The sequence below is a fragment of the Glutamicibacter sp. BS14 genome (genome assembly GCF_056934375.1).
The window spans coordinates 475,267-499,035 of record NZ_CM167801.1 but is presented as its reverse complement, the minus strand read 5'-3'; the positions used below and the strand labels follow the sequence as shown (position 1 = coordinate 499,035).

At 62.1% G+C, this 23,769-nt stretch carries 19 protein-coding genes and 1 riboswitch; of the genes, 8 read left to right on the top strand and 11 right to left on the bottom strand.

Annotation, left to right across the window (positions count from 1 at the left end):
* Positions 1–44 precede the first annotated feature (44 nt).
* Positions 45–3,227: an HAD-IA family hydrolase gene (locus AC1Z36_RS02380; protein ID WP_483561619.1), complete on the top strand. Its 3,183-nt coding sequence runs from the start codon at positions 45–47 to the stop codon at positions 3,225–3,227.
* Positions 3,228–3,309: 82 nt separating this feature from the next.
* On the opposite strand, the gene AC1Z36_RS02375 is transcribed toward AC1Z36_RS02380, so the two are convergent.
* From AC1Z36_RS02375 to AC1Z36_RS02345, 7 genes are all read right to left on the bottom strand, one after another.
* A complete protein-coding gene (locus AC1Z36_RS02375) occupies positions 3,310–4,716 on the bottom strand; it encodes a sugar porter family MFS transporter (protein WP_133833735.1) in 1,407 nt (468 codons plus the stop codon).
* 215 nt (positions 4,717–4,931) lie between these two features.
* Complete coding sequence (locus AC1Z36_RS02370) at positions 4,932–6,215, bottom strand: uracil-xanthine permease family protein (protein WP_105658654.1); 1,284 nt, start codon at positions 6,213–6,215, stop codon at positions 4,932–4,934.
* A gap of 27 nt (positions 6,216–6,242) precedes the next feature.
* Positions 6,243–7,667 (bottom strand): bifunctional hydroxymethylpyrimidine kinase/phosphomethylpyrimidine kinase, encoded by a 1,425-nt coding sequence (gene thiD, locus AC1Z36_RS02365; protein ID WP_483561617.1) that lies wholly within the window; start codon positions 7,665–7,667, stop codon positions 6,243–6,245.
* The gene (gene thiE / locus AC1Z36_RS02360) at positions 7,664–8,305 is read right to left on the bottom strand and encodes a thiamine phosphate synthase (protein WP_483561616.1); all 642 of its coding nucleotides are present in this window, start codon (positions 8,303–8,305) and stop codon (positions 7,664–7,666) included. The genes thiD and thiE overlap by 4 nt, the downstream gene beginning before the upstream one ends.
* On the bottom strand, positions 8,298–9,092 hold the full coding sequence (gene thiM, locus AC1Z36_RS02355) for a hydroxyethylthiazole kinase (RefSeq protein WP_013347455.1): 795 nt from the start codon (positions 9,090–9,092) through the stop codon (positions 8,298–8,300). Before thiM ends, thiE begins: the two co-directional genes overlap by 8 nt.
* A riboswitch (TPP riboswitch) is annotated at positions 9,082–9,176 on the bottom strand. Its footprint overlaps the gene before it by 11 nt.
* 34 nt (positions 9,177–9,210) lie before the next feature.
* Positions 9,211–9,579 carry a GntR family transcriptional regulator gene (locus AC1Z36_RS02350; RefSeq protein WP_402741386.1) on the bottom strand — a complete coding sequence of 123 codons (369 nt, stop codon included), beginning with the start codon at positions 9,577–9,579 and terminating at the stop codon, positions 9,211–9,213.
* Complete coding sequence (locus AC1Z36_RS02345) at positions 9,576–11,105, bottom strand: hypothetical protein (RefSeq protein ID WP_483561614.1); 1,530 nt, start codon at positions 11,103–11,105, stop codon at positions 9,576–9,578. Before AC1Z36_RS02345 ends, AC1Z36_RS02350 begins: the two co-directional genes overlap by 4 nt.
* An 89-nt stretch (positions 11,106–11,194) precedes the next feature.
* Between AC1Z36_RS02345 and AC1Z36_RS02340 the strand changes: the two genes are divergently transcribed.
* Complete coding sequence (locus AC1Z36_RS02340; RefSeq protein ID WP_402741385.1) at positions 11,195–12,628, top strand: aldehyde dehydrogenase family protein; 1,434 nt, start codon at positions 11,195–11,197, stop codon at positions 12,626–12,628.
* 79 nt (positions 12,629–12,707) lie between these two features.
* Positions 12,708–14,156, top strand: a complete 1,449-nt coding sequence (locus AC1Z36_RS02335; protein ID WP_332487006.1) for an amino acid permease — start codon at positions 12,708–12,710, stop codon at positions 14,154–14,156.
* Here AC1Z36_RS02335 and pgm read toward each other — a convergent pair.
* Positions 14,153–15,751, bottom strand: a complete 1,599-nt coding sequence (pgm, locus tag AC1Z36_RS02330) for a phosphoglucomutase (alpha-D-glucose-1,6-bisphosphate-dependent) (RefSeq protein WP_400341876.1) — start codon at positions 15,749–15,751, stop codon at positions 14,153–14,155. The two genes, AC1Z36_RS02335 and pgm, sit on opposite strands and share 4 nt — an antisense overlap.
* A 56-nt stretch (positions 15,752–15,807) precedes the next feature.
* Between pgm and AC1Z36_RS02325 the strand changes: the two genes are divergently transcribed.
* Complete coding sequence (locus AC1Z36_RS02325) at positions 15,808–16,146, top strand: DUF4190 domain-containing protein (RefSeq protein WP_105658645.1); 339 nt, start codon at positions 15,808–15,810, stop codon at positions 16,144–16,146.
* A 63-nt stretch (positions 16,147–16,209) separates the two neighbouring features.
* Here the strand turns inward: AC1Z36_RS02325 and AC1Z36_RS02320 are convergent, their stop codons facing one another.
* Positions 16,210–17,667 (bottom strand): peptide MFS transporter, encoded by a 1,458-nt coding sequence (locus tag AC1Z36_RS02320; RefSeq protein ID WP_105658644.1) that lies wholly within the window; start codon positions 17,665–17,667, stop codon positions 16,210–16,212.
* 52 nt (positions 17,668–17,719) lie between these two features.
* Positions 17,720–19,066, bottom strand: coding sequence for an amidase (locus AC1Z36_RS02315; protein WP_483561613.1), 1,347 nt, complete (start codon positions 19,064–19,066; stop codon positions 17,720–17,722).
* A gap of 67 nt (positions 19,067–19,133) precedes the next feature.
* On the opposite strand from AC1Z36_RS02315, the gene AC1Z36_RS02310 reads away from it, so the two are divergent.
* Positions 19,134–19,460 carry a rhodanese-like domain-containing protein gene (locus AC1Z36_RS02310; protein WP_105658642.1) on the top strand — a complete coding sequence of 109 codons (327 nt, stop codon included), beginning with the start codon at positions 19,134–19,136 and terminating at the stop codon, positions 19,458–19,460.
* Complete coding sequence (gene pheA, locus AC1Z36_RS02305; RefSeq protein ID WP_133833728.1) at positions 19,457–20,380, top strand: prephenate dehydratase; 924 nt, start codon at positions 19,457–19,459, stop codon at positions 20,378–20,380. The genes AC1Z36_RS02310 and pheA overlap by 4 nt, the downstream gene beginning before the upstream one ends.
* A 65-nt stretch (positions 20,381–20,445) precedes the next feature.
* Here pheA and AC1Z36_RS02300 read toward each other — a convergent pair whose 3' ends face one another.
* The gene (locus tag AC1Z36_RS02300) at positions 20,446–21,492 is read right to left on the bottom strand and encodes a diacylglycerol/lipid kinase family protein (protein WP_105658640.1); all 1,047 of its coding nucleotides are present in this window, start codon (positions 21,490–21,492) and stop codon (positions 20,446–20,448) included.
* A 38-nt stretch (positions 21,493–21,530) separates the two neighbouring features.
* Here AC1Z36_RS02300 and serS point away from each other — a divergent pair, with 38 nt between their 5' ends.
* Both serS and AC1Z36_RS02290 read left to right on the top strand, forming a co-directional pair.
* Positions 21,531–22,808, top strand: coding sequence for a serine--tRNA ligase (gene serS, locus AC1Z36_RS02295; protein WP_105658639.1), 1,278 nt, complete (start codon positions 21,531–21,533; stop codon positions 22,806–22,808).
* A gap of 125 nt (positions 22,809–22,933) precedes the next feature.
* On the top strand, positions 22,934–23,764 hold the full coding sequence (locus AC1Z36_RS02290) for an HAD family hydrolase (protein WP_483561611.1): 831 nt from the start codon (positions 22,934–22,936) through the stop codon (positions 23,762–23,764).
* The last annotated feature ends 5 nt before the right edge of the window (positions 23,765–23,769 follow it).

The following is a 23,769-nucleotide window of genomic DNA, read 5'->3' as shown; positions in this document are numbered from 1 at the left end:
GGACTACGGCCAGTAATTCGCTCCTCTTTCGAAGGATTTCGATTGTGAACGCTTTTCGTCCTGAGTACCGACATCGTGATTACAAGGCCGTCCTCTTTGATCTGGATGGCGTGATCACTCCTACCGCGTTGCTGCATCGCAAGGCGTGGGAAGAACTTTTCACCACCTTTTTCGACAAGCACCCGGGCGTGGCCCCATACACTTCCGAGGACTATTTCAACCTGCTTGACGGCCGTCCGCGTTATGACGCGGTGGCGGCCACCCTCGAATCCCGCGGCATCAGCTTGCCCCGCGGGGATGAAAGCGATCTGCCGGGGGAGGGCAGCATCTGCGCGCTGGGCAATATGAAGAACGAAAAGTTCACCCAAGTGCTGCAGCGCGACGGGATCGACCCCTATGCCGGCTCCGTGGCCTACCTGCAACAGGTGCTGGATGCCGGGCTGGACGTCGCGGTGGTGTCCTCCTCGCGCAATGCCCGCGTGGTACTGGCTGCCGCAGGACTGGCCGAGCACTTCCCATTGGTGATGAGCGGCCAGGAAGCTGCTGCGCGCCGGCTGGCGGGAAAACCAGCCCCGGACACGTTCCTGGCTGCCGCCGCCGATCTGGGTTGGCGTCCGGAAGAATGCGCCGTCATCGAGGATGCCACCAGCGGGGTGAGGGCAGCGCGTGCCGGAGGCTTCGGAGTCATCGGCGTGGCCCGCGAAGGCAATGAGGCCGCCTTGCTGGATGCAGGGGCCCATTTTGTGGTTCATGACCTTTCCGAACTGGTCTCCGAGCAAGCAGCCAAGGCCTGGGAAGAGGACTCCTGGTCGCTGTGGCGCGGGAACCAGCGTGACAGCGATGGCGCCGAAGACACCGTTTTCTCCTTGGGCAACGGTTTTCTGGGTGCACGGGCTGCGCAACTGGGTCTGGGGGACCAAGGAGGCGGCACATTCATCAACGGGCTGCATGAGACCTGGGAAATCCGCCATGCCGAGAGCGCCTTCGGGCTGGCCGAAACCGGGCAGACCATGATCAGCGCCCCGGATTTCCGGACCATGCGCGTGTTCATCAATGACGAAGCCCTGGAAGTCGGCCGCACGGAGATGCTGCGTGATGAGCTGCGCCTGGATTTCCTTGACGGGACGCTGACCGCGCACACCCTGTGGCGAACTGCCGAGGGGCACCGGGTAGCCGTCACTGCCCGCTCAATGATTTCCTTCACGGATCGCCACGTGGCGCTGCAGGACGTGCATGTGCGCCTGCTCGATGCTCCGGCGCAGGTGCTGATCCAGTCTTCGGTCATCGGGTACCGCTCCAGCCGGAAGGTGGCTTCCCCGGAGGAAACCGATGCCGGGGTTCCTGCCGATCCGCGCAAGAGCGAGGAAGCCAGGGCCAACCCGCTGCATCCGGCGGGCACCCACCGCGATGGCGCCCGGCTGGGCATCTCGTACCAGGTCTTCGGATCCGGGATGTCGGTAGCAGCAATGGTGGAGCACGAGGTGGCCACCACTGGCGGAGCGCAGGCGGAGCTGTCCGTGGTCCGCCAGGTGGACGATGACCGCGCGGATGAAGTGATCAGCACCAGGCTGGAAGCCGGGCAAGGCGTGCGCGTCTCCAAGTACGCGGTCTACCACTCCTCGCGGCGCCATCCTGCCCAGGAGATGCTCTTGCGTTCTGAGCGGGCCTTGGAGCACCTGGTGCCGTTGGGGATTGACGAGCACTTCCGCACCCAGCGCCGTTTCATGGCCGACTACTGGGACCGCAGCGATGTGGTGGTGGAGAGCGATGAGCCCGAGCTGCAGCGCAAGATCCGCTGGAACCTGTTCCAGCTCGCCCAAGCTGCCGGACGTGCCGACGGCCTGGGCATCAGCGCCAAGGGCGTGAGCGGCAACGGCTATTCCGGGCACTATTTCTGGGATACCGAAATCTATGTGATGCCGTTCTTGACCTATACGAACCAGCAGTGGGCGCGCAACACGCTCCGCGCCCGGGTCTCGATGATTCCTGCAGCGACCCGGCGGGCGCTGATCATGAACGAGGAAGGCCTGCTCTTCCCATGGCGCACGATTAACGGCGAGGAAGCCAGCGCCTATTATCCGGCTGGCACTGCGCAGTACCATATCAATGCCGACGTGGTGTATTCGCTCAACCGGTACCTCGGGGTCATGGAGGATGACGAGTTCCTGCTGGCCGGCGGCGCCGAAATCCTCGTGGGAACTGCGCGCATGTGGGCCTCGCTGGGGTTCTGGCGTGGCGAGCAGGGCAATGAGCGCTTCCATATCCATGGGGTCACCGGGCCCGATGAGTACACCGCGGTAGTCAACGACAACCTCTACACCAATGTCATGGCGCGCTTCAATTTGCGCCGCAGCGCCCAGCTGCTGGCCGAAATGGCCCAAGAGCATCCGCGCGAGTTCGCGCAACTGGCCAGCAGGCACTCATTGGAAAACGAGGAGATCGCCCTGTGGCTCAAGGCCGCTGATTGCATGCACATCCCGTATTCCGAAACGGTCGGGATCCACCCCCAGGACGAGCACTTCTTGAACCGCGAAGTCTGGGACCTGGCCAATACCGGTGCGGATAAGCGGCCGTTGCTGCTGCACTACCATCCGCTGGTGATCTACCGCTTCCAGGTCATCAAGCAAGCCGACGCGGTGCTGGCTTTGTGGCTGCGTTCCAGCGACTTCACCGCCGAGCAGAAACTTGCGGATTTCAACTACTATGACCCGCTGACTACGGGCGACTCGACACTGTCGGCGACAGTGCAATCGATTCTCGCCGCCGAGGTGGGCTACCGCGATCTTGCCTGGGAGTATTTCGAGCACGCGCTGAACGTGGATCTGGAAAACCTGCATGGCAATACCGCTGACGGCGTGCATGTGGCATCGACCGGTGGCGTCTGGTCGGCGCTGATCTACGGCTTCGCGGGACTGCGCGACGATGACGACCAGCTGCGCTTTGATCCGCGGCTCCCGGAGAAATGGCGGGCCCTGCGCTTCAACCTCGGGTGGCGGGGCATGAGGATTTCCGTGGGCTTGCGGGCTGAAGCCATTGATTTCACCCTGCACGGAGCCTTCTCCCGTCCGATCTGGGTGCGCGGCCAGCAGGTGGATCTGCAGCCGGGGCAGACAGTCAGCGTGGCGCTCGCCGGCCAGGGCCCGACGCTGGAAGGGCGGCCAAGCTTGGAGCATGTGCTCTCGCTGCAAAGCGACGTCGGCGTGGATGTGCCCAACAAGGCCTGGTAAGCATCCGGGCACGCAAAAGGAGGCAGGAACCATATTGGTTCCTGCCTCCTTTGCGCAATCCGCAATGCCCTGCGGGTGGTGCCTAGAGGGTCATCTCCTCGAGTTGGCGCCCCTTGGTTTCCTTGACCAGGAAGATCACGAAGATCAGGGAAAGCAGCGCGAAGAATGCGTAGATGCCGTAGGCCAATGCCAAGCCTGCCTCGGCGAGGGCCGGGAAGGTGGTGGAAACGGCGAAGTTGGCGATCCACTGCGCCGAGGCTGCCACTCCGAGTGCCATGGCGCGGATCGAGTTCGGGAAGATCTCGCCGAGCAATACCCATACGGCCGGACCCCAGGTGGCGCCGAAGCCGACCACGAACAGGTTGGCCGAGACCAGGGCGACGATGCCCCAGCTGCCCGGCAGCGACACGGCGCCGTCGATGGTGACCGACTGCGCGAACGCTACCGCCATCATGCCCAGCGACAAGGTCATGATGGCCGAGCCGATGGTGAGCAGCAGCTTGCGTCCCAGCACGTCGATCAGCAGCACCGCCACGATCGTTGCCAGCACGTTGGTCGCCGAGGTGATCAGCGAAATCGTGAAGGAATCCGATTCGGCAAAGCCGACGGACTTCCACAGCGTCGTGGAGTAGTAGAAGATCACGTTGATGCCGACGAACTGCTGGAAGACCGAGAGCAGGATGCCGACCCACACCAGCGGGTGGAAACCGAAGCGGCCCAGCAGGTCCTTGAAGACCTGGCGGCGCTCGATGTGCACGGTGGAGCGGATCTCTTCGATCTTCTTTTCGGTATCCGTGCCGGCGTTCATGCCCATATCGCGGGTCAGCACGGTAGCTGCTTCAACGAAGCGGCCGCGCTCGACCAGGTAGCGGGGAGATTCGGGCAGGCGCAGCGAGAGCAGGCCGTAGAGCACTGCTGGAACCAGCAGCGACAGGTACATCCAGCGCCAGGCCGCCAGGCCGAACAAGCCGACGGCATCCGCCGAGCCCATGACGAAGACCAGCAGCGCGCTGACCAGGAAGGCCACGAAGATGCCCAGCACGATGGCCATCTGCTGCATGGTGCCCAGGCGTCCGCGATGCGCGGCCGGGGAGACTTCGGCAATGTAGGCAGGGGCGATCACCGAGGCGAAGCCCACGCCGATGCCGCCGACAATGCGCCAGATGATCAGGTCGGCTACGCCGAAGCACAGGCCGCAGCCGATGGCTGATGCTGCCAGGAGGATGGAGGCGAAGAGCATGGTGCGCACGCGTCCCACGCGTTCGGAGACCACACCCGCTATCCAGGCTCCCAGTGCTGCGCCGAGCAGGGCGCAGGAAACGGTGAATCCGATGGTTACCGCGTTGAGCCCGAATTCGTGCTCGACAGCGTCCACGGTGCCGTTAACGATTGATGAGTCATATCCGAAAACGAACCCACCCAATGCCGCCCCGAGGGCGATGAAGATGAGCCGCGCGGAGAGTTTTCCGTCTGATGTAGTCGCAGTCACAATGAGCCATGCTATCGGATTCGAGAGCCGCAGAATCCCGATTTCTCGATTTTTTATGGGAGATCGATCACAAATTGGAAGGAGTCCTTACTTCAAGACCGGGGGAGGCCCAGTGCGCGTCGCCGCTTCATGACTGGCCAGCTCCCGAATTCTTGGCAAAAAAGCAGGCCGGCATTGCGAGTTATCGCGATGCCGGCCTGCGGGGAATTTATTTGCTAGCTATCCGCAGGCTTCTGCGAGTCCGCCAAATCGTTGCCGCGCATCTTGGCGACGATACTCATCAGGTGGAAGACCACCAAGGTGGCGATCGAGCCCAGGGCGATGCCGCCCAGCTGGAGCTGGCCGAAAGCGATTTCCTTGGTCACCGCAATGGCGATAATCAGGCCGGTGCCGGCGGTCATCAAGTTGATCGGGTTGCCGAAATCCACCTTCGCCTCGATCCACAGGCGCGCGCCGACGATGCCGATCATGCCGTAGAGCACGATGCCCAAGCCGCCGATCACGCCTTCTGGAATGGTGCCGATCAATGCGCCGAACTTCGGCAGGAAGGCCAGGGCCACGGCCACAATCGCAGCGATCCAATAGGCCGCGGTCGAGTACACGCGCGAAGCGGCCATCACGCCGATGTTCTCGGCATAGGTGGTCGTGGCCGAACCGCCGCCGAAACCGGCGAGCACGCTGGCAGCGCCATCGGCCATCAGCGCACGGCCGTTGAACTTCGACAGGTCGCGATTGGTCATCACGCCCACGGTGCGCACATGGCCGATGTTCTCGGCGATCAGCACGAACACCGCAGGCAGGAACATCAGCGCAGTGTCGAAGTGGAAGGTCGGGGTGTGGAATTCTGGCAGTCCGATCCACTCCGCGGCAGCAACCGCCTTGAAACTCACCTGCCCCTGGGCCAGTGCAACAAGGTAGCCGCAAAGAAGTCCCATGAGGATCGACAGCCGGCCCAGCAGGCCCTTGAACGCAACGGTCGCGACCACGGTAAAGATCACCGTGAGGAAAGTGGTCAGCGGGAACTCGGTCATGGGAACCAGCGTTGCGCTGGCCAAATTCAGGCCGATGAGCGCCACGATGGTGCCCATGACCACCGGCGGCATCAGGGCGTGGATCCAGCCGGTGCCGGTCTTCTGCACGATCAGCCCGACAACGAACAGCAAGGCCCCGGTCATCACGATGCCGCCCAGCGCGCCGGACATGCTGTGCGACTGGGTGGTCGAGAGGACCGGGGCAATCATCGCAAAGGACGAGCCGAGGTAGCTGGGCACCTTGTTCCTGGTCATCAGCAAGAAGATGACGGTGGCCAGGCCGGTGAACAGCAAGGTCGTGGTGACCGGGAAGCCGGTGATGGTTGGCACCAGGATGCTGGCGCCGAACATCGCCAGGATGTGCTGGGCTCCGATGGAAACGGTCTGCGGCCAATGCAGCCGCTCATCCGGGGCAACTACCTCACCTGGGGTGATGGTCCTGCCGTTGCCGTGAATGCTCCAACTCATGATTCCTCTTCCCGGGCCCTGCGGGTTTTAGGCCGTAGAGAAGTCTACTCGGTTCTCGTGCGCCTGCGCGAAGAAAGAGCGCTCATGTTCCGCGGAGCGGATGAAAGCGGCCTCCATGCGGGCCCGCAGCTGCGGATCTGCCTGCTCGAACGCCTGGCGGACCATTTCGATGGCCTGCTCGGTGGCGGAATCGAATTCCTCGGATGCATAGGTTTCCAGCCATTGCCGATAAGGATGCTCGGCATGGTTGGCTGCCGCCAGCCGCTTGCCGATGTCCTGGTACAGCCAGTAGCAAGGCAGGATCGCGGCAATCAGCTCCCCATAGCTCTCCTGGCTGGCGGCCAGGTGGTTGGTGTAGTTCAGCGTGGTGGCGCTGGGCGTATCAGCGAACTCATCCAGGTAGCTGCCGTGCAGCTGCAGCTCGCCATCGAGGATGCCGTTGGCGCCACGCGACCAGAAACGCTGGGCACCGAGATCCGGCGCCATCGAGCTGGCCAGCGAAAGCACCTTGGCGTAACGCAGCAGATACAGCGCATCCTGGGCGATGTAGTAGTGGAAGTCATCCCGGTCCAAGGTGCCCTCGGATAGCCGGGTGATGAAATCCAGCTGGTCGATTTCCTCGCGGATCGGCTGGATCTTCTGCCACCAGTCGCCCATGGGATCTGCCGTGCCGAAGAAGTCGATGAAGTGGTTGACCGGGCCGTGGCCGCTGCCCACCTGCAATTGGTCGGCCGCTGCGATGGCCTTGGAGAGGTAGGACTTGGACTGCTCCAACGCGGCGATCCAATCTCCAGTGGCAGCGAAGCGGGTAGCCAGAGTGCTGGAAAGGGTGCAGCCGGTGCCGTGGGTGTTCCTGGTGGCATGGCGCGGTCCGTGCAGCTCCAGCTGCACCCCGCCCGCCGACACCAGGGCATCGGGGCAATCCGCCCCGGCCAGGTGCCCGCCCTTGGCCAGCACCAGCGTGCCGTGCTTGGCAGCCAGCCGCTGGGCCTGAAGCAGGGCTTCGTCCCAGGAAGGGGCCACAGGCTCGCGCAGCAAGCTGGCCAGCTCCAGCAGGTTCGGGGTAATCACCGTGGCGCGATCCAGCAGTGAATCAAGGGCCGATTCGTCGTCGAGCAGGCGATCCCCGCTGGTCGCCACCATGACCGGGTCCAGCACGACGGGGGCGTCAACAGTTTCCAGCCAGCTGGTGACTGCGCGGATCACCTCGGCGTTGGCCAGCATCCCGATCTTGATCGCATCGATGCGGATATCTGTACTCACGGCTTCGAGCTGCGCGAGGACGAAATCGCCGCTGATCGCCTGAACTCCGGATACCCCATGGGTGTTTTGCGCAGTCAAAGCGGTGATCACGCACATTCCGTAGCCGCCGTTGGCGGCAATGGCCTTCAGATCCGCTTGGATTCCGGCGCCGCCGGAAGGATCGGAGCCTGCGATGGATAGGATGTTCATTTCGAGGCCTCCCAGGCTGCGACCAGCTGCGCGCTGGCAAGTTGCGGATCTTCGGCGTTGCAGATGGCGCGGACCACGGCCAGGCCTGCGCCGCCGCCGGCGCGGATCGCGGCGGCATCGTCTTGGGTAATTGCGCCGATCGCTACGCAGGGCAGCTTGGCCAAGGCAGCGGCTCGCGCAAAGCCGTCCAGCCCCAGGGGAGCAGGATGGTCTTTTTTCGTCGGAGTGGCGCGGATGGCTCCTACACCGAGGTAGTCGATCACCGAGGCGTCCTTGTTCGCCTGGGCCAATTGCTCATCGCTGGAAGCACTCAAGCCGATGATGCCCTCGCCGATGATCTGGCGAGCCAACTGTACCGGCACATCTTTTTGCCCGATATGGATGCCGTTCACTGCTGCGCCAGCAGCCCGTGCCGCGAGGTAGACGTCAATGCGGTCATTGATCAGCAACTGGGCTTTGCCCTCGGTGAGCTTGGCAGCCGCGCAGGCCAGCTCGAAGAATTCCCGGGCGCTTTCATCCTTGGCGCGCAGCTGGATCCACCCGATCCCTCCGGCGACGGCGCCCTCGATAACTTCCAGGGTGCTGCGTGGGGTGCAGCTGTCAGTGTTGGCTACTAGATAAGCGCCGTAATTATGCATGGTTCAATTCCTCGTACTTCAAAGTCTTCAGTTCCCCGGGATCGGCAGCCGACAGCGCATCAAGGAAGGCAACTGCGAAGCTGCCCGGACCGGAGCTGCCAGCCAGGGCCTTTTCCGCGGCCAGGCCATAGAAACCGTGGGCTGCGATGGTGGCCTCGAACGGGTCATCGTGGACCGCAACCATCCCGGCGCAGACCGCGCCCAAGGCGCAGCCGCCACCTGTCATCCGGGTCAAGCCAATTCCGTTGGTATGCACCAAGACGGTACGCGTGGCGTCGATGATGGCGTCAGCCTGGCCGGAAATGGCCACTACGCAGTCGTGTTCCGTGGCCAGTTCGCGTCCCGCCGCCAAGGCGGCAGAAACCTCATCCAAGGCATCGACACCGCGCGAAGCAGATTGCCGGCCGGCCAGGGCCAGGATTTCCGAGGCGTTGCCGCGAATCAGGGTCGGGCGTTGCCGGACAATGCGCCGGGCAAACTCCGTGCGCACCGGAAGCGCTCCCACTGCCACTGGATCCAGGACCCAGGGGGTGCCTGCAGCGCTCGCCGACTGCACAGCTTCTTCCATGGCGGTCAGCTGTTCAGTGCTTGGAGTTCCCAAATTCACCAATACGGCTGAAGCTGCCTGCGCGAATGGGCCGGCCTCTCCGGGCAGATCCGTCATGGCCGGGGAAGCCCCGGATGCCAGCAAGACATTGGCGGTGAAATTGGATACGACGGTATTGGTCAGGCAAAAAACCAAAGGTGATTGTTGCCGGTATTTTTGGGCAACTGCATGCAAAGCCATGCGACATCCCTCCGCTAGCGTGAACTAGATCAGGTTCTACGGGTCTTATCTCAGTCGGTTGATCCGACACCCCGTGTCACTGCCATAGAGCGTACGCACAACCGGTTCCGAGGACAAGTTACTTACGCTCGCGCCGCGCCACCAAGGCCTTGAGCGTGGCCGCATCCACCTTCTGCGCGACCGCCAACGCCCAGAGGTGATCCACGGCGGCCAGGAGATCTTCACTGGTATCCACCGGCTGCGGCCGCTCGTTGACCACTGTGCCGGCACGGCGCCGGGAGGTGATCAGCTCTTCGGCTTCCAGCTCCTTGTAGGCGCGCGCCACTGTACCGGCAGCGACGCCGAGGTCCGTGGCCAGCGCACGCACAGTAGGCAGCTTGCTCCCCGAGGGCAGATCTCCCAAGGAGATCAGTGAAGCAATCTGCGAGCGGATCTGCTCATAGGGCGGGGTAGCTGCTTGGAGGTCAACACTGATCTGCGTGCTCATGAAGTAGCTGCCGGCTGATGTTCCCGCACGAAGGCGCTACCGGGGCGCTCTAGGAAAATGACTGCTGGGACAACGAAGATGAGCAATGCAAAGAGTCCCAGCCCGGCCGGGAATCCGTAGCCAATGAGCAGCATGGCTACCACTGCACTGGTGTTAACACGCATTGAACGCAGTTCCAGGACCTTGCGGTACCAGATTTCTTCGGCCGACGAGACAGCCCAGGGAATAATTGCCCGGCGGGAGAACCAGACGAATCCAAGATGGGTTGCCAGCAACAGCAGGATCAAGCCTGCAACCATTGTCTTGCCTGGAGGCACGAAGCCCCACAAATAGTCCAGCGGCGGATCGAGCAGAAAATAGGTGCTGGTGGCAAACAGCAAGCCAGCGGCGATGTAGGACCACAAGGGCAGGGGCGCGTGGTACTTGGGTGCTGCAGACGCCTGCCGGGCCACCGTGCTGACGTAGCTGAGATAAAGCGCATTGAGAACGGCATAGCTCAAAGCCGCACCGGCAAAGATCATTAAGATCCACGTAGTTCGCTCATTGGTAGGCATCTGGAGCTCGTCATCCAGTGGCAAGAATGACCAGCCGATTGCAACGCTGAGCAAGGTGAGTGCTGCAGTTACGTATTGCAAGGTGAATAGTTGATCACGCAAACGCGAGAAGGCGGTCCGTTCCCTGGTGGTGGATTGAGCTGAGAATGTAGAGCGCGGTCCCCAGAAGAGCAACGTGAGGGCGACCGCAAGGGCGCCATAGCTAACGAACTCGTACTGTCCATCCGGCGAATTAGCCTGCGAGTAATTGACCACCGACACGGTGAAGGCCAGCAAGACGATGCCGATATTGCGCATCAAGCGGTTGAGCCAGACCGTGCGCAACGCTTGGTTGTCTTCGGCCGAGATGCCGGCCAAGGCAGGTCTTTTCAGGATAACTACGGTAATCACAGCCGCGGCCACGATGATCCCTGCCAGGGCCACGATGAATACCGGGAGCATCTGTGTGCCCGGCAACCGCCCATCATACGGACCCTCCGACGCGTATGAATAGATGCCGTCAAAATCAAAGGTCGTGAATTCCGAGGCCGGAACGCCAACGAGCCCTTCGACTTTGGACGCCGGCCACAGGGAGCCGACCGCGATCAGCAGCAAAAGCCCAACGAAAGCCCCTAGGGCCTTGGGAAATGGAGTTGTCAGGCTGCGGGCCTCTAATGAAGCGGTGCGCACTGGCTGGAGTTCCTTGGGCCAAGTGAACAAGCCGATGAGGTAAACCAGAAGAACCCAGATCCCCGGAGTGAGTGCTTCAGCGAGAGCCGAACCTGAATTGGGTTCGGTCATTGAAACGCGCCAGGTCTCGGACAAATCCCATGAGGTTGAAGCAAAGAATGCGATCAATGCGCACCAGAACGAGTGGGATCGGGCCCGGTCGATAGCTGGTGTTCCACGCCTGTGCGCCACCGAACGCAACCAAACGCAGATGATTGCGGCAACGAAAGCGATGGATATGGCGCTCGCCGAGAACTGGTTCATGGAAATCAATGTATCAACTATTTGATACATATTGAATCCTCCGGCGAATTAAACGATGAAAAATAGTCCCAGTGACGTACGCTCAAATCATGGGTCTGTTTACTTCCACTCCGTTGCCCGAACCGGTCGGTGATTCCGCACCTCCGGTGGACGAGCATCCATCGCGCATAGCAACAGTGCTGAGCCATTTGCGGCGTTCTGCGGACACGCGGATCACGCATCCGCGACGCTTCCGCCTGCAGCAGCTCAAGGCCCTGGAGAAGATGCTCGAAGAGCATCTGGAAGACTTCGTCCAGGCCCTGGCCGAGGACTTGGGCAAGAGTGCCACCGAAGCCAAATTCTCCGAAATCGACGTGGTGCGGGCAGAAATAGATTTCGCCCAGCGCCACCTCGTTGAATGGATGGATTCCACCAGCGTCAAGGTACCGCTGGCTTTGCAACCAGCCATTGCCAAGGTTGAGCCGCGCCCGCTGGGGGTCGTGCTGATTATCGGCGCCTGGAACTACCCGGTTCAGCTGGTGCTCGCACCGCTGGTCGCGGCCATTGCTGCCGGCAACGCGGCGGTGATCAAGCCATCGGAACTGGCTCCTGCGACCTCAGGCGCCTTGGCCAAGTTCCTCCCGGTCTACCTCGACGAACGTGTCTACGCGGTAGTTGAAGGCGGGGTGGATACCTCCACGGAGTTGCTCGGCGCCCGCTGGGATCATATTTTCTACACCGGCGGTGAACGCGTGGCCAAGATCGTGGCTGCAGCGGCTGCGAAGCATCTGACACCAACCACCTTGGAACTGGGCGGAAAGTCGCCGGCCGTGGTGGAAAACGATTCGTTGGCTTCCGCAAAGCGCTTGGCCTACGCCAAATTCATGAATGCCGGCCAGACCTGCGTGGCCCCGGATTACGTATTGAGCGTGGGCGACTCGTCTGAGCTCATCAAGCGCCTGGGCCAGGCCATCACCAGCTTCTACGGCAAGGAGCCGCTGACCCATCCGGACTTTGGCCGCATCGTCAGCCGCAAGCACTTTGACCGGCTGTTGTCGATGTTCGAGCAGGGCGAGGTGGTTTTCGGCGGCGAATACGACGAGGATACCTTGCGCATCGCTCCGAGCATCATGCGCAATGTGGACCTCGAGGGAAGTTTGATGACCGAAGAGATTTTCGGTCCTATCCTGCCGGTGATCGAGGTGGAAACCTTCGAGGAAGCCCTCGAATTCATTGCCCGGCGGCCATCACCGCTGGCCGCTTACCTGATGAGCGAAAGTCCGCGCCTGCAGTCGATTTTCTCTGATCGGGTGCGAGCCGGCTCCATAGTGCACAATGCTCCGTTGGCCCAGATGATCGTTCCAACCCTGCCTTTTGGTGGCGTCGGACCGAGTGGAATGGGGGCTTACCACGGCAAACATGGATTCGAACGGCTTTCGCAGATGCGCTCAGAACTCAACAAAACGACCGTAGTTGACACCTTGAGCGCAATATATCCTCCGTATTCATGGGCTAAGCGAAAGATTATTGATCGCTTACTGTAGCGCGGTTCATAGCGTTATGGCTTGTCAGGGTGCTTGGATGGATAGGTTGGAAATTTTCAAGCATCAGGAGATGTAACGCATGACTGAGCCCGCACCGTCCCAGGACGGTCTGAAGCGTGGCCTCAAAGCTCGCCATATGCAGATGATTGCCATTGGCGGCTCGATTGGTACCGGACTATTCGTCGCGTCCGGCGGCACCATTGCCCAAGCTGGCCCAGGCGGTTCGCTGGTGGCCTACGCGCTGATCGGCATGATGGTGCTGCTCCTGATGCAGTCGTTGGGAGAAATGAGCGCCCGCCTTCCGGTCGCTGGTTCCTTCCAGACCTACGCAACGGTCTTCGTGAACCGCCACTTCGGCTTCGCAATCGGCTGGAACTACTGGTTCAACTGGGCCATCACCGTGGCTGCCGAGCTGGTAGCCGCCGGCATCATCATGTCCTACTGGTTCCCTGATGCCCCGGGGTGGATCTGGGCGGCCATCTTCCTGGTGCTGCTCACCGGCTTGAACGCGCTGTCCGCCAAGGCCTTTGGCGAGGGCGAATACTGGTTGGCCGCGATCAAGGTCATCACCGTGGTGGTCTTCTTGATCTGCGGTGTCGCGATGATCTTCGGCATCCTGGGTGATTCCACCCCGGGCTTCAGCAATTGGACCGATGGCGAAGCGCCATTTGTTGGCGGCTGGCTGTCCATCGTCTCGGTCTTCATGATTGCCGGCTTCTCCTTCCAAGGAACCGAACTGATCGGCGTGGCCGCCGGCGAAGCCGAGAACCCCCAGCGCGATATCCCACGCGCCATCAAGGCGATCTTCTGGCGCATCATGCTCTTCTACATCGGCGCGATCTTCGTCATTGGCATGCTGATCCCGTATATGGATCCATCGCTGCTGTCTTCGGAGGCATCGGATATCACCACCTCGCCATTCACCCTGGTCTTCGAGCGTGCGGGCGTAGCATTCGCCGCGGCCCTGATGAATGCGGTGATCCTCTCGGCCATCCTCTCCGCAGGCAATTCCGGGCTATATGCCTCTGCACGCATGCTTTATTCGATGGCGTTGGACGGCAAGGCGCCAAAGATTTTCGCCCGCTTGAACAAGCGCGGCGTGCCCATGCCGGCAATGCTGCTAACCGCCTCGGTAGGCCTTTTCGGCTTCCTGACCGCCATCATCGGCCAAGGCTCGGCATATACCTGGCTGCTGAACGTTTCGGGCCTCTCCGGCTTCATTGCCTGGGTGGGTATCGCGGTGTGCCACTACAAGTTCCGCAAGGCATACATTGCTAGCGGACAGGATCTCGCGAACCTGCCGTACAAGGCGCCGCTATTCCCGCTGGGCCCGATTCTGGCTTTCGTGATCCTGATCGTGGTGATCGCAGGCCAGAACTACCAGGCGATCGTGGATGGAAACCTGCTGCAGATGGCTTCCAGCTACATTGGCCTGCCAATCTTCCTGCTGCTGTGGCTGGGCCACTGGCTGGCCACCCGCAAGCAGCCAGCCGTGGCCATCGACCCATGGACTGCAAAGCTGAACTAGCCAGCCAGCGCAGCATCAACAATCACCCGAGCTTCAGCCAGCACCTGCTGCAGATGCTCGGGTGATTTTGTTGATTCTGCATAGATCTTGTAGATGTCTTCTGTGCCCGATGGGCGCGCGGCAAACCATGCGTGCTCGCTGGAAACCTTCAAGCCGCCAATGGGGAAGCCGGCCGCTTGCGTGGCCTTGGCGGTAATCGGATCCGATGCCAGTTCGGTAGCGGTGACCATCGATGGGTCCAGCTTGCCCAGTACGGCCTTCTGCTCGCGATTTGCGGGCGCGTCAAAGCGGTCGTAGAAGCTGGGGCCGTGGCGCTCTACCAGTTCGGCATGCAGCTGGCTGGGGCTCTTGCCGGTTACTGCGCGGATCTCGCTGGCCAGCAGGGCCAGCATCAGGCCGTCCTTGTCGGTGCTGAACGCCTTGCCGGAGAAGTCCAAGAAGCTCGCGCCGGCCGATTCCTCGCCGCAAAAAGCGACCCTGCCGGAAGCCAGCGGTTCAACGAAGTACTTGAAGCCCACCGGTACCTCGCGCAGGGTCCGGCCGTGGGAAGCCACCACCTTGTCGATGAGCACCGAGGAGACCAGGGTCTTGCCGATCTGGGCATCAGCCGGCCACTGCGGACGGTGGGTGAGCAGGTAGTCGATGGCCACGGCCAGGAAATGGTTCGGATTCATCAGGCCGGCATCCGGGGTGACAATGCCGTGGCGGTCAGCATCGGCATCGTTGCCGGTCGCGATGTCGTACTTCTCGCGATTGGCCACGAGGGAGGCCATCGCATGGGCGGAGGAGCAATCCATGCGGATCTTCCCGTCCTTGTCCAAGGTCATGAAGCCGAAGCGCGGATCCACGGACTCGTTGACCACTTCGAGGTTCAGGCCGTATCGGCGGCCGATTTCGCCCCAGTAGTGCACCGAAGCCCCGCCCAGCGGATCTGCGCCAATGGAAATGCCGGACTCGGCGATGGCCTTGAAGTCGATGACTTCAGCCAAATTGGCGATGTACAGTTCGCGGAAGTCGAAGGGCCGGGCATTCGGCTCGCCGCGCTTGACCGCTCCGCTGGCCAGCAATTCGTTGGCCCGTGCAGCGATGGGTCCGGTGATTCCGGATTCTGCCGGTCCGCCATGCGGCGGGTTGTACTTGATGCCGCCGTCGGTTGGCGGGTTGTGCGATGGGGTGATGATCAGGCCATCGGCCTGTTCGCCGCCGCTAGCGTTATGTACCAGGATTGCGTGGCTGACCGCTGGAGTGGGAGTCAGTCCGTCATCGGCGAGCACGGTGACGCCGTTGCCTGCCAAAACTTCAAGGGCGGTGCGGTATGCGGGCGCGGAGAGTGCGTGGCTGTCCTTGCCCACGTACATCGGGCCGGTGATCCCCGCACCGTTGCGGTAGTCGACCACGGCCTGGGTGATCGCAGCGATATGCGTTTCATTGAAAGTGGTGTTCAGGGAGCTTCCGCGATGTCCCGAGGTGCCGAAAACGACGGCCTGGTCGGGGTTGCCGCTGGAAGGAACCAGGGTGCTGTAGGCATCGAGTACCTCCTGCAAATTGATCAGGTCTGATTCTTGGGCTGGCTGGCCAGCTCGGAGGTGTGCCACAGATTGCCTTTCAGATTGATGCGCTTATCGCAGTTTCGTAGAAGAATGGTAGGCAAATGAGCTACTACCAGTATCCGCAGAACCCCTACCAACGACCGCCTGAATCCGCCGGCCTCTCGGTGGCTTCCCTGGTGCTTGGCATCTTGTCGTTGCTAGGCTTCACTGTCATTATCCTTGTTCCGCTGGCCGGAGTCATTACCGGGCACCTGGCCTACCGGCGTGAACCCAGCTCCCGGGGCCTGAGCCTGGCCGGGCTAATTACCTCATGGATTGGATTGGCACTAGCCATAGTCATTTATGCGGTAGCCATCTGGTTCTTCTGGGCATTGTCAACCGGGTTCGGCTACGACTCGTATTACGACAACGTGACCTTCTCACAAGGGCTTCTTCGATAATCCCCGGGCATGAAAAAAGCGGTTGGTTCAAATGAACCAACCGCTTTTCGCATGATCGAACGCCTAGAGGATCGGGCCCATCAGCTTCTTCAAGGCCGGGGTAGCTGCCATCATGGCAATACCCAGGACAACAGCGGTGCCGCCCATGGCGATGAAGTACGGGATCTCGTTGCCCTCGGTGTAGTAGCCGGCCAGCACACCCGACAGGGTGGTGCCCAGCGAAACCGACAGGAAGAACAAGGCGATCATCTGGGTGCCGAAGGCGGCTGGAGCCAGCTTGGTGGCAATTGCCTGGCCCACTGGCGAGAGCAGCAGCTCGGCAAAGGTGCACAGCAGCAGGATGCCGACCAGCGCCAGCAGCGGGGTCTTCACGAAGGATTCCAGCGGGATGAACAGCAAGAAGGCCGCACCCACAACCACCAGTGCCAGGCCGAACTTCATTGAAGTGCGTGGCTGGCGCTTGCCCAGTTTGGTCCATAATGCGGCGAAGATACCGGCGAAGATGATGATGAAGACCGGGTTGATCGAGGTAACCCAGCTCGGTGGCATTTCCCAGCTGCCCAGGTGGCGGTCCAGGCGCTGATCCGAGTAAGCGGCAATGAAGGTGAACTGCTGCTGGAACAGGGCCCAGAAGGCAGCCGAACCGATGTAGAACGGAATGAATGCCCAGACTTGCTTGCGCTCGGTGGCGTCAACCTTCTTGCTGCGCAGGATCAACGCGAAGTAGATGATCGAAGCGGCGATCACCACGTAGGCGATGGTGCTTGCCAGATTCTCCGGAGTCACGATCTTGGATGCGAAAGCGGCAATGATCAAAACGATCACGGCAGCGAAGATGACCACATAGCGGTTGCGCTCAGAGGCAGGCAGCGGGTTGCTTGGGATGCGGCCGGAGTCCGGCAGCTTCTTGCGTCCAAGGGCATAGATCCCCAGGCCGATAGCCATGCCGACCGCGGCAGCGGCGAAGCCGATGTGGAAGCCGTACTGGACCTGCAGCCAACCGGTGAGCAGTGGGCCGAGCAGCCCGCCGATGTTCACGCCCATGTAGAACAGGGAGAAGCCGGCATCGATGCGCGGATCTTCCTTGGAGTACAGGGAGCCCACCAGGGCTACAGCGTTGGCCTTCAGGCCGCCGGAACCGACGGCAACGAAGATCAGGCCGATAACCAGTCCGGCATAGCCGGGCAGGAGCGCCAGGCCAATATGGCCGATCATGATCGCGATAGCCGAGAAGAACAGGACGCGTTCCGAGCCGAACAGGCGGTCGGAGAGCCACGCGCCCAGGATGGTGGACAGGTAGACAGCGCCGCCGTAGGCGCCGACCAGCGACAGAGCCAGACCCTGGTCCATGCCCAGGCCGCCGTCGGTGACCGAGTAGTACATGTAGTAAGCCAGCAAGCCCTGCATGCCGTAGAAGGAGAATCGTTCCCACATTTCCACGCTGAAGAGGCTTGCGAGCGCACCGGGGTGACCGAAGAAGGTCTTTCCGGAAGCTTTGGTGCTCGTTGTTGCAGTAGACATACGTAATATTTTTCGCCCTTGCCCACCCGAGTACCTACTTATATGGGAAAGGTCACACCTGCATCTGGACTGCCAGCGCGAGCAGCAGTCCTTCGTCCGAGCGCGGGGAAATCAGCTGAATACTCATTGGTAACCCCTCGTTGGAGTGGCCTACCGGAACGGTGATGGCCGCTACTGAGGCGACGTTCACCATGGAAGTGTAGGGGGTGTACTGGCACTGCAACATATAATCCACATCGGCTGTGAATTGTGTATAGTGCCCGATCTTCGGCGGGATCGAGGCCATGGCAGGGGTGGCCACGACATCGTAGGCGGACCATTGGCGCACGAAGTCGGCCGCAATCTGCTTCAACCTCGAACCTGCCTGCAGGCTCTGTTCCAGCGAGCGGTCGGCGGCACGTCGGCGGAAATCCCTTGCCAAATCGCCGAGCAGCGAATCATCCGCGACCGGAACGTCCTTCAGCCCATTGGTCCACACCGCCGCGAAGGTTTCCGGATAGTCCGTGGCGTAGTGCAGGTTGGCCGGCTGGACGCGATGCCGTTCTCCAAGGCGTTCAAGGCCCTGGGCAAATGAAGCCCGGGCTTCTTGCGCCAGGGTAATTTCATAGACCGGTTCAAACGGGGAATGGATGCTGTACCCAATCTTCAGCCCGTCCAGGCGCTGGGGGTAGCTTCCCTGCAGCAACGGCAGATAGTGGTCCTTGCCGCGCATGGCGTCAAGCAGCAAAGCCGCATCCAAGGCATCATGGGCCAACGGTCCGCTAACCGCTAGCTTCGGTGCGCCCATGGGATCGGTGTAGCCATCAAGGATGTCGCTGGGAACGCGGCCCAAAGAAGGCTTCAGGCCTACCAGCCCGCAGGCGGCCGCGGGGATGCGAACCGAACCGCCGCCATCAGAGCCCGGACCCAGCGGAATCATGCCGGCGGCAATCGCCGCGGCCTGCCCGCCAGAGGAACCGCCCGACGAGCGCGTGGGATCAAAGGGATTGCGTGATGGGGGCGCCACGAGGTTCTCTGAATAGCTGCTCAGCCCGAATTCCGGAACCTGCGTCTTGCCCAGGACCACCACGCCCTCGGCGCGCAGCCTGGCCACCAAGGAGTGATCACGTTCAGCGACCATCGCAGGCATCGCCGCAGTGCCATAGGTGGTAGGCATCCCGGCCACGTCATTGAGGTCCTTGAACGCGGTGGGGAGCCCATGCAAGCGGCCAATGTCGCCACGGGCATGCGCCTGGTCCGCCGCTGCCGCGGCCTCCATCGCATTTTCTGCCACGTGGACGAAAGCACCTAGGTCCGCCTGCTCTTCGATGCGCTTGAGGTAGTGCTCGGTGACCTCGCGGCTTGAACGCTCGCCGCGGGCCAGCTCGTCTCGCAATTTCAGGGCGCTTGAGGGAAACATGTCGGCTTTCGACGCAGGAAATGACTAGTCTTATAAGCAAACACCCTATGTGAGAGGAATGCTAGCCGTGAGCGATTTTGAGACTGTTTCGGTCAATGATGTCCCGAAGGATGCCTTCATCCTTGACGTGCGCGAAGACTTCGAATGGGAAGCCGGCCGTGCTGCCGGAGCAACCCATATTCCCCTTGGCTCCTTGCCAGAGAAGATTTCCGAGCTTGACCCGGATGTAGACACCTACGTCATCTGCCGTACCGGTGGCCGTTCGGCCCAGGCCGCATCGTGGCTCACCGTGATGGGCTACACCGCCTTCAACGTCGCCGGCGGTTCCGATGCGTGGATCGAAGCGGGCTTGCCAATGGAAGCGGATAACGGCCAGGAGCCAACCGTACGATGAACTATGCCTATCTGGGACCTGCTGGCACTTTCACCGAGTCGGCCCTGCTGCAGGTTCCCGGGGCTGCCGAGGCGCAGCGGATCGCGGCCTCCAACGTCAACGTGGCGCTGACCATGGTGCGCGAGGGGACCGCGGACGCGGCGATGGTCCCGATCGAGAACTCGGTAGAAGGCGGCGTTTCGGCCACCTTGGACGCCATTGCGCAGGGCGAAGCCCTGCAGATTGTTTCCGAAATCCTGGTTCCGATCACTTTCGTGCTGGCGGTACGCCCCGGCATCGACTCGCTGGAGCAGATCAGGCAGATCTCCACCCACGGGCATGCCTGGGCGCAGTGCCGCTTATGGGCCGAAGCGAATATTCCCGGGGCCGCATTCACCCCGGCTTCTTCCACGGCAGCCGGCGCCCTGGCTCTCGAAGAGGACGAACCGCCGCATGATGCGGCGATCTGCTCTCCGCTGGTAGCCCAGGAGCGCGGCCTGAAGGTGCTGGCCAGCGGGGTCGAGGACAATATCGGCGCGGTGACCCGCTTCATCCTCGTGACTCGTCCGGGAAGGATTCCGCAGCCTACCGGCGTGGACAAGTCAACGCTGATCCTGCCGCTGCCCGAGGACCGTCCCGGTGCGCTGATGGAAATCCTCGAGCAATTCACCGCCCGCGGCGTGAACCTCTCGCGCATCGAATCGCGTCCTACAGGCAAGAGCCTGGGCGAGTACTTCTTCTCCGTCGATATCGAAGGCCACGTGGCCGAGGAACGCGTTGCCGCCGCCTTGTCGGGGCTGCACCGGCTGTCCCCGCAGCTGCGCTTCCTCGGTTCCTACCCAGCCGCCCAAGGCCTGGAGCCGGCCGTGGATACGCATAATTCAGATGCGGCCTTCAGTGAAGCCCGTGCCTGGGTGCAGTCGCTGCGCGACCGGCTTTAAGCAGGCAGCGCGAAGGCCCGGCCTAGCTCCCCGCAAGGGGAAATCGGCCGGGCCTTCGGCATGCGCTACGGGGTGCGCAGGCGCAGGGCGCTCGGGTTCACGGACACCTGCAGTTCGTTGACCTGGCCGGTGGGGTCCCCGTCGATCTGGGTATTCATCGGCTCATCGCAACGCAGCGACACGCCAGAGGTCTGGTAGAAGCTCATCACCGGAATCTTGTTCTTGGCGCGGAATGCGGTCTTGAGCAGGATCCAGGTCCAGCCGGCGGCCGAGCGGGGAGAAAGGATCACTGCGTCGAGCACGCCGTCGTCGATCTTGGCGTCGGGCACGAAATCCAGGCCCTGCAGCTTTCCGCAGTTGGCGAAGAGCACCGAACGGACCTTGCGGGTCTGCCAGCTCTCGTCGCCCGAGAGCTTGAAGCTGACCTTCTTGCGCTGGCCCGGCAACTGGCGCAGGCCGGCTTCCGAGTAGGCCAGCCAGCCAACCTTGGATTTCAGCTCTTCGTTGGTGTCGTCAAACAGGTCGGCGTCGGTGCCCACGCCGGCGATGACCAGGAAAGCATGATCCGCCTCCTTGCCGTCCAGCAGCTGCAGCTTCATGTGCCCGACGTCGATCCGGCGAACCATCCCGCGCACTGCCACCAGCGCCGCGGTGTGCAGGTCATCGAGCGGAATATCCACGTTGCGGGCCAGCAGGTTGCCAGTGCCCAGCGGCAGGATTCCCAGGGATGCGCCGGTGCCTTCGAGCACTTCCGCGACGGCGCGGATGGTTCCGTCGCCACCTGCGGCAATAATTGTGTCGCATTGCGCATCGAGTGCTTCACGGGCTGCATCCTGGCCGGCGTTGTCCTTGGTCGTTTCAAGGACCAGCGGTGCTTCCAGGCCCGCTTCAGCGCAGACGCGGACCACGGCTTCCCTTGCTTCGTCAGCACCTGACTTGGAAGGATTGATGACCAGGGCCACCTTGGTAGCCGCTGCCTGTTCAGCCGCTTCGGGCTGCTTGATCAGCGGTTTGCTGTAGTTCGAAAGCTTGCGCACCGAATACCAACTGGTCGCCGCGGCGGCAGCTGCAGCAGCCACGGCAGAGAAAACGATCACACGATTTGTCTGCATAATGCTCTCATCGTACTCATGATTGCTACCCTTAACATGTGATCGACCTGAAAATGCTCACCGAAAATCCGGATTTGTACCGTGCCTCGCAACGCGCGCGCGGTGCCGACGAGTCGTTAATTGACCAGCTGCTGGCAGCTGACACGGCACGTCGTGAAACCATCGCCACCTACGAGCGCCTGCGTGCCGAGCAGAATGCGTTCTCCAAGAAGGTCGGCAAGGCCAAGGGCGACGAGCGCGCCGCCCTGCTTGCCGAGGTCAAGGAGCTCGCTGCCGCGGTGAAGTCCGCCCAGGCCGAGTCCGACGCGGCCTCCGCCAAGTGCACCGCACTGCAGCGTTCCATCCCCAACCTGATCATCGACGGCATCCCGGCCGGCGGCGAGGATGACTTCACCGTCGTCAAGCACGTGGGCACCGCCCGCGACTTCAAGGCCGAGGGCTTCGAGCCGCTGGACCACCTGCAGATCGCCGAGAAGCTGGACGCCATCGACATGGAACGCGGCGCCAAGGTTTCCGGCTCGCGCTTCTACTTCCTCAAGGGCATCGGCGCCCGGCTGGAAATCGCGATGATGAACATGGCCCTGGATGTGGCCATGGCGCACGACTTCATCCCGATGATCACCCCGACCCTGGTCCGCCCCGAAACCATGCAGGGCACCGGCTTCGATGTCGAGCACGACGACGAGATCTACAAGCTCGAGCGCGACAACATGTACCTGGTCGGCACCTCGGAGGTGGCCCTGGCCGGCTACCACGCGGACGAGATCATGGATCTGGCCGACGGCCCGATCCGCTACGCCGGCTGGTCCTCCTGCTACCGCCGCGAGGCTGGTTCGGCCGGCAAGGACACCCGCGGCATCATCCGCGTGCACCAGTTCAACAAGCTGGAGATGTTCGTCTACGCCAGCGTCGAGGACGCCGAAGCAGAGCACCAGAAGCTGCTGGCCATGGAAGAGGACATGCTCGGGCGCATGGAACTTCCCTACCGCGTGATCGACACCGCCGCCGGGGATTTGGGCATGAGCGCCGCGCGCAAGTTCGACTGCGAAGCCTGGGTTCCTACCCAGGGCACCTTCCGCGAACTGACCTCGACCTCGAACTGCACCACCTTCCAGGCCCGCCGCCTGAATATCCGCGAACGCGAGATCATCGACGGCAAGGCCGGCAAGACCCGTTCGGTGGCGACGCTGAACGGCACCCTGGCGACCACCCGCTGGCTCGTGGCGATTCTGGAAAACCACCAGAACCCGGACGGTTCGGTCAACGTGCCCAAGGCGCTGCAGCCCTACCTTGGCGGACTCGAAGTACTCAAGTAGCCAATGACCGGCCATTTGCCGGCTGCCCCTCGCGGGCAGCCGGCAAATGCTTTTAACCGGTTGTTCACTTGGCGCTGTGCCTTGGGTCATCGCCAAAAACCCGCGGTGGTGGTTAAACTTGAGCCATGACTGTTATGACTAAGCTCGGCAACGATGACCGGCTGACCAAGCAAAAATTGATGATTTGCCTTGACGTGGATGGCACCATCGTCAACCACCAGGGGGAAATGAGCCAGCGCGTGCGCGATGCCGCGCGGGGTGTAGTGGCCCAGGGCCATGAGGTAATCATCTCCACCGGCCGCTCCTTGGGTGCGGCCCTGCCCATCATGGCGGAACTGGGCATCGACCATGGCTATGTCGTGGTCAGCAACGGCGGCGTGCTCGCAAAGGTGTGCCAGGATGAAGTCGAGATCCTGCACCGCGAGATCTTCGACCCGTCGACAGCGCTCAAGGCGCTGCGCGACCAGCTTCCCAAAGCCAAGTACGCCTTGGAAAACGAGCGCGGCGAATTCCTTTCCAGCGAAACCTTCGGCGACATGAGCTTTGGCGCCGAGAGCAAGGTCGTTGATTTCGGCGAGCTGGTCAACAGCAAGGCCGTGCGCGTGGTGGTTTTCTCCACCGACAACACCGCCGAGGAATTCGGGCATGCCGTGCAGAGCCTGGGGCTCTCCGGGGTGACCTACTCGGTGGGCTGGACCGCTTGGCTGGATATTGCCGCCGAGGGTACCACCAAGGCCAGCGGCCTGGAGCGGCTGCGGGCGATCCTGAAGTTCGATTCGAAGGACTCGCTGGCAGTAGGCGATGGCCGCAATGACGTCGAAATGCTGCAGTGGGCCGGACATGGCGTGGCCATGGGCCAAGCGCCGGATGAGGTCAAGGCAGCGGCCGACGCCGTGACTGAAGGCGTTGACCAGGATGGCCTGGCCATCGTCCTGGAAGGGCTGCTGGGCAGCTAGCACCA

Bases quoted from the DNA above. Each gene is read 5' to 3' on its own strand.
- thiD (WP_483561617.1), bottom strand. From the start codon at position 7,667: ATGAACATCCTATCCATCGCAGGCTCCGATCCTTCCGGCGGCGCCGGA.
- AC1Z36_RS02370 (WP_105658654.1), bottom strand. From the start codon at position 6,215: ATGAGTTGGAGCATTCACGGCAACGGCAGGACCATCACCCCAGGTGAG.
- AC1Z36_RS02320 (WP_105658644.1), bottom strand. From the start codon at position 17,667: ATGTCTACTGCAACAACGAGCACCAAAGCTTCCGGAAAGACCTTCTTC.
- AC1Z36_RS02315 (WP_483561613.1), bottom strand. From the start codon at position 19,066: ATGTTTCCCTCAAGCGCCCTGAAATTGCGAGACGAGCTGGCCCGCGGC.
- pheA (WP_133833728.1), top strand. From the start codon at position 19,457: ATGAACTATGCCTATCTGGGACCTGCTGGCACTTTCACCGAGTCGGCC.
- AC1Z36_RS02290 (WP_483561611.1), top strand. From the start codon at position 22,934: ATGACTGTTATGACTAAGCTCGGCAACGATGACCGGCTGACCAAGCAA.
- AC1Z36_RS02345 (WP_483561614.1), bottom strand. From the start codon at position 11,105: ATGAACCAGTTCTCGGCGAGCGCCATATCCATCGCTTTCGTTGCCGCA.
- thiE (WP_483561616.1), bottom strand. From the start codon at position 8,305: ATGCATAATTACGGCGCTTATCTAGTAGCCAACACTGACAGCTGCACC.
- AC1Z36_RS02300 (WP_105658640.1), bottom strand. From the start codon at position 21,492: ATGCAGACAAATCGTGTGATCGTTTTCTCTGCCGTGGCTGCTGCAGCT.
- thiM (WP_013347455.1), bottom strand. From the start codon at position 9,092: ATGGCTTTGCATGCAGTTGCCCAAAAATACCGGCAACAATCACCTTTG.
- AC1Z36_RS02350 (WP_402741386.1), bottom strand. From the start codon at position 9,579: ATGAGCACGCAGATCAGTGTTGACCTCCAAGCAGCTACCCCGCCCTAT.
- AC1Z36_RS02325 (WP_105658645.1), top strand. From the start codon at position 15,808: ATGAGCTACTACCAGTATCCGCAGAACCCCTACCAACGACCGCCTGAA.
- AC1Z36_RS02335 (WP_332487006.1), top strand. From the start codon at position 12,708: ATGACTGAGCCCGCACCGTCCCAGGACGGTCTGAAGCGTGGCCTCAAA.
- AC1Z36_RS02340 (WP_402741385.1), top strand. From the start codon at position 11,195: ATGGGTCTGTTTACTTCCACTCCGTTGCCCGAACCGGTCGGTGATTCC.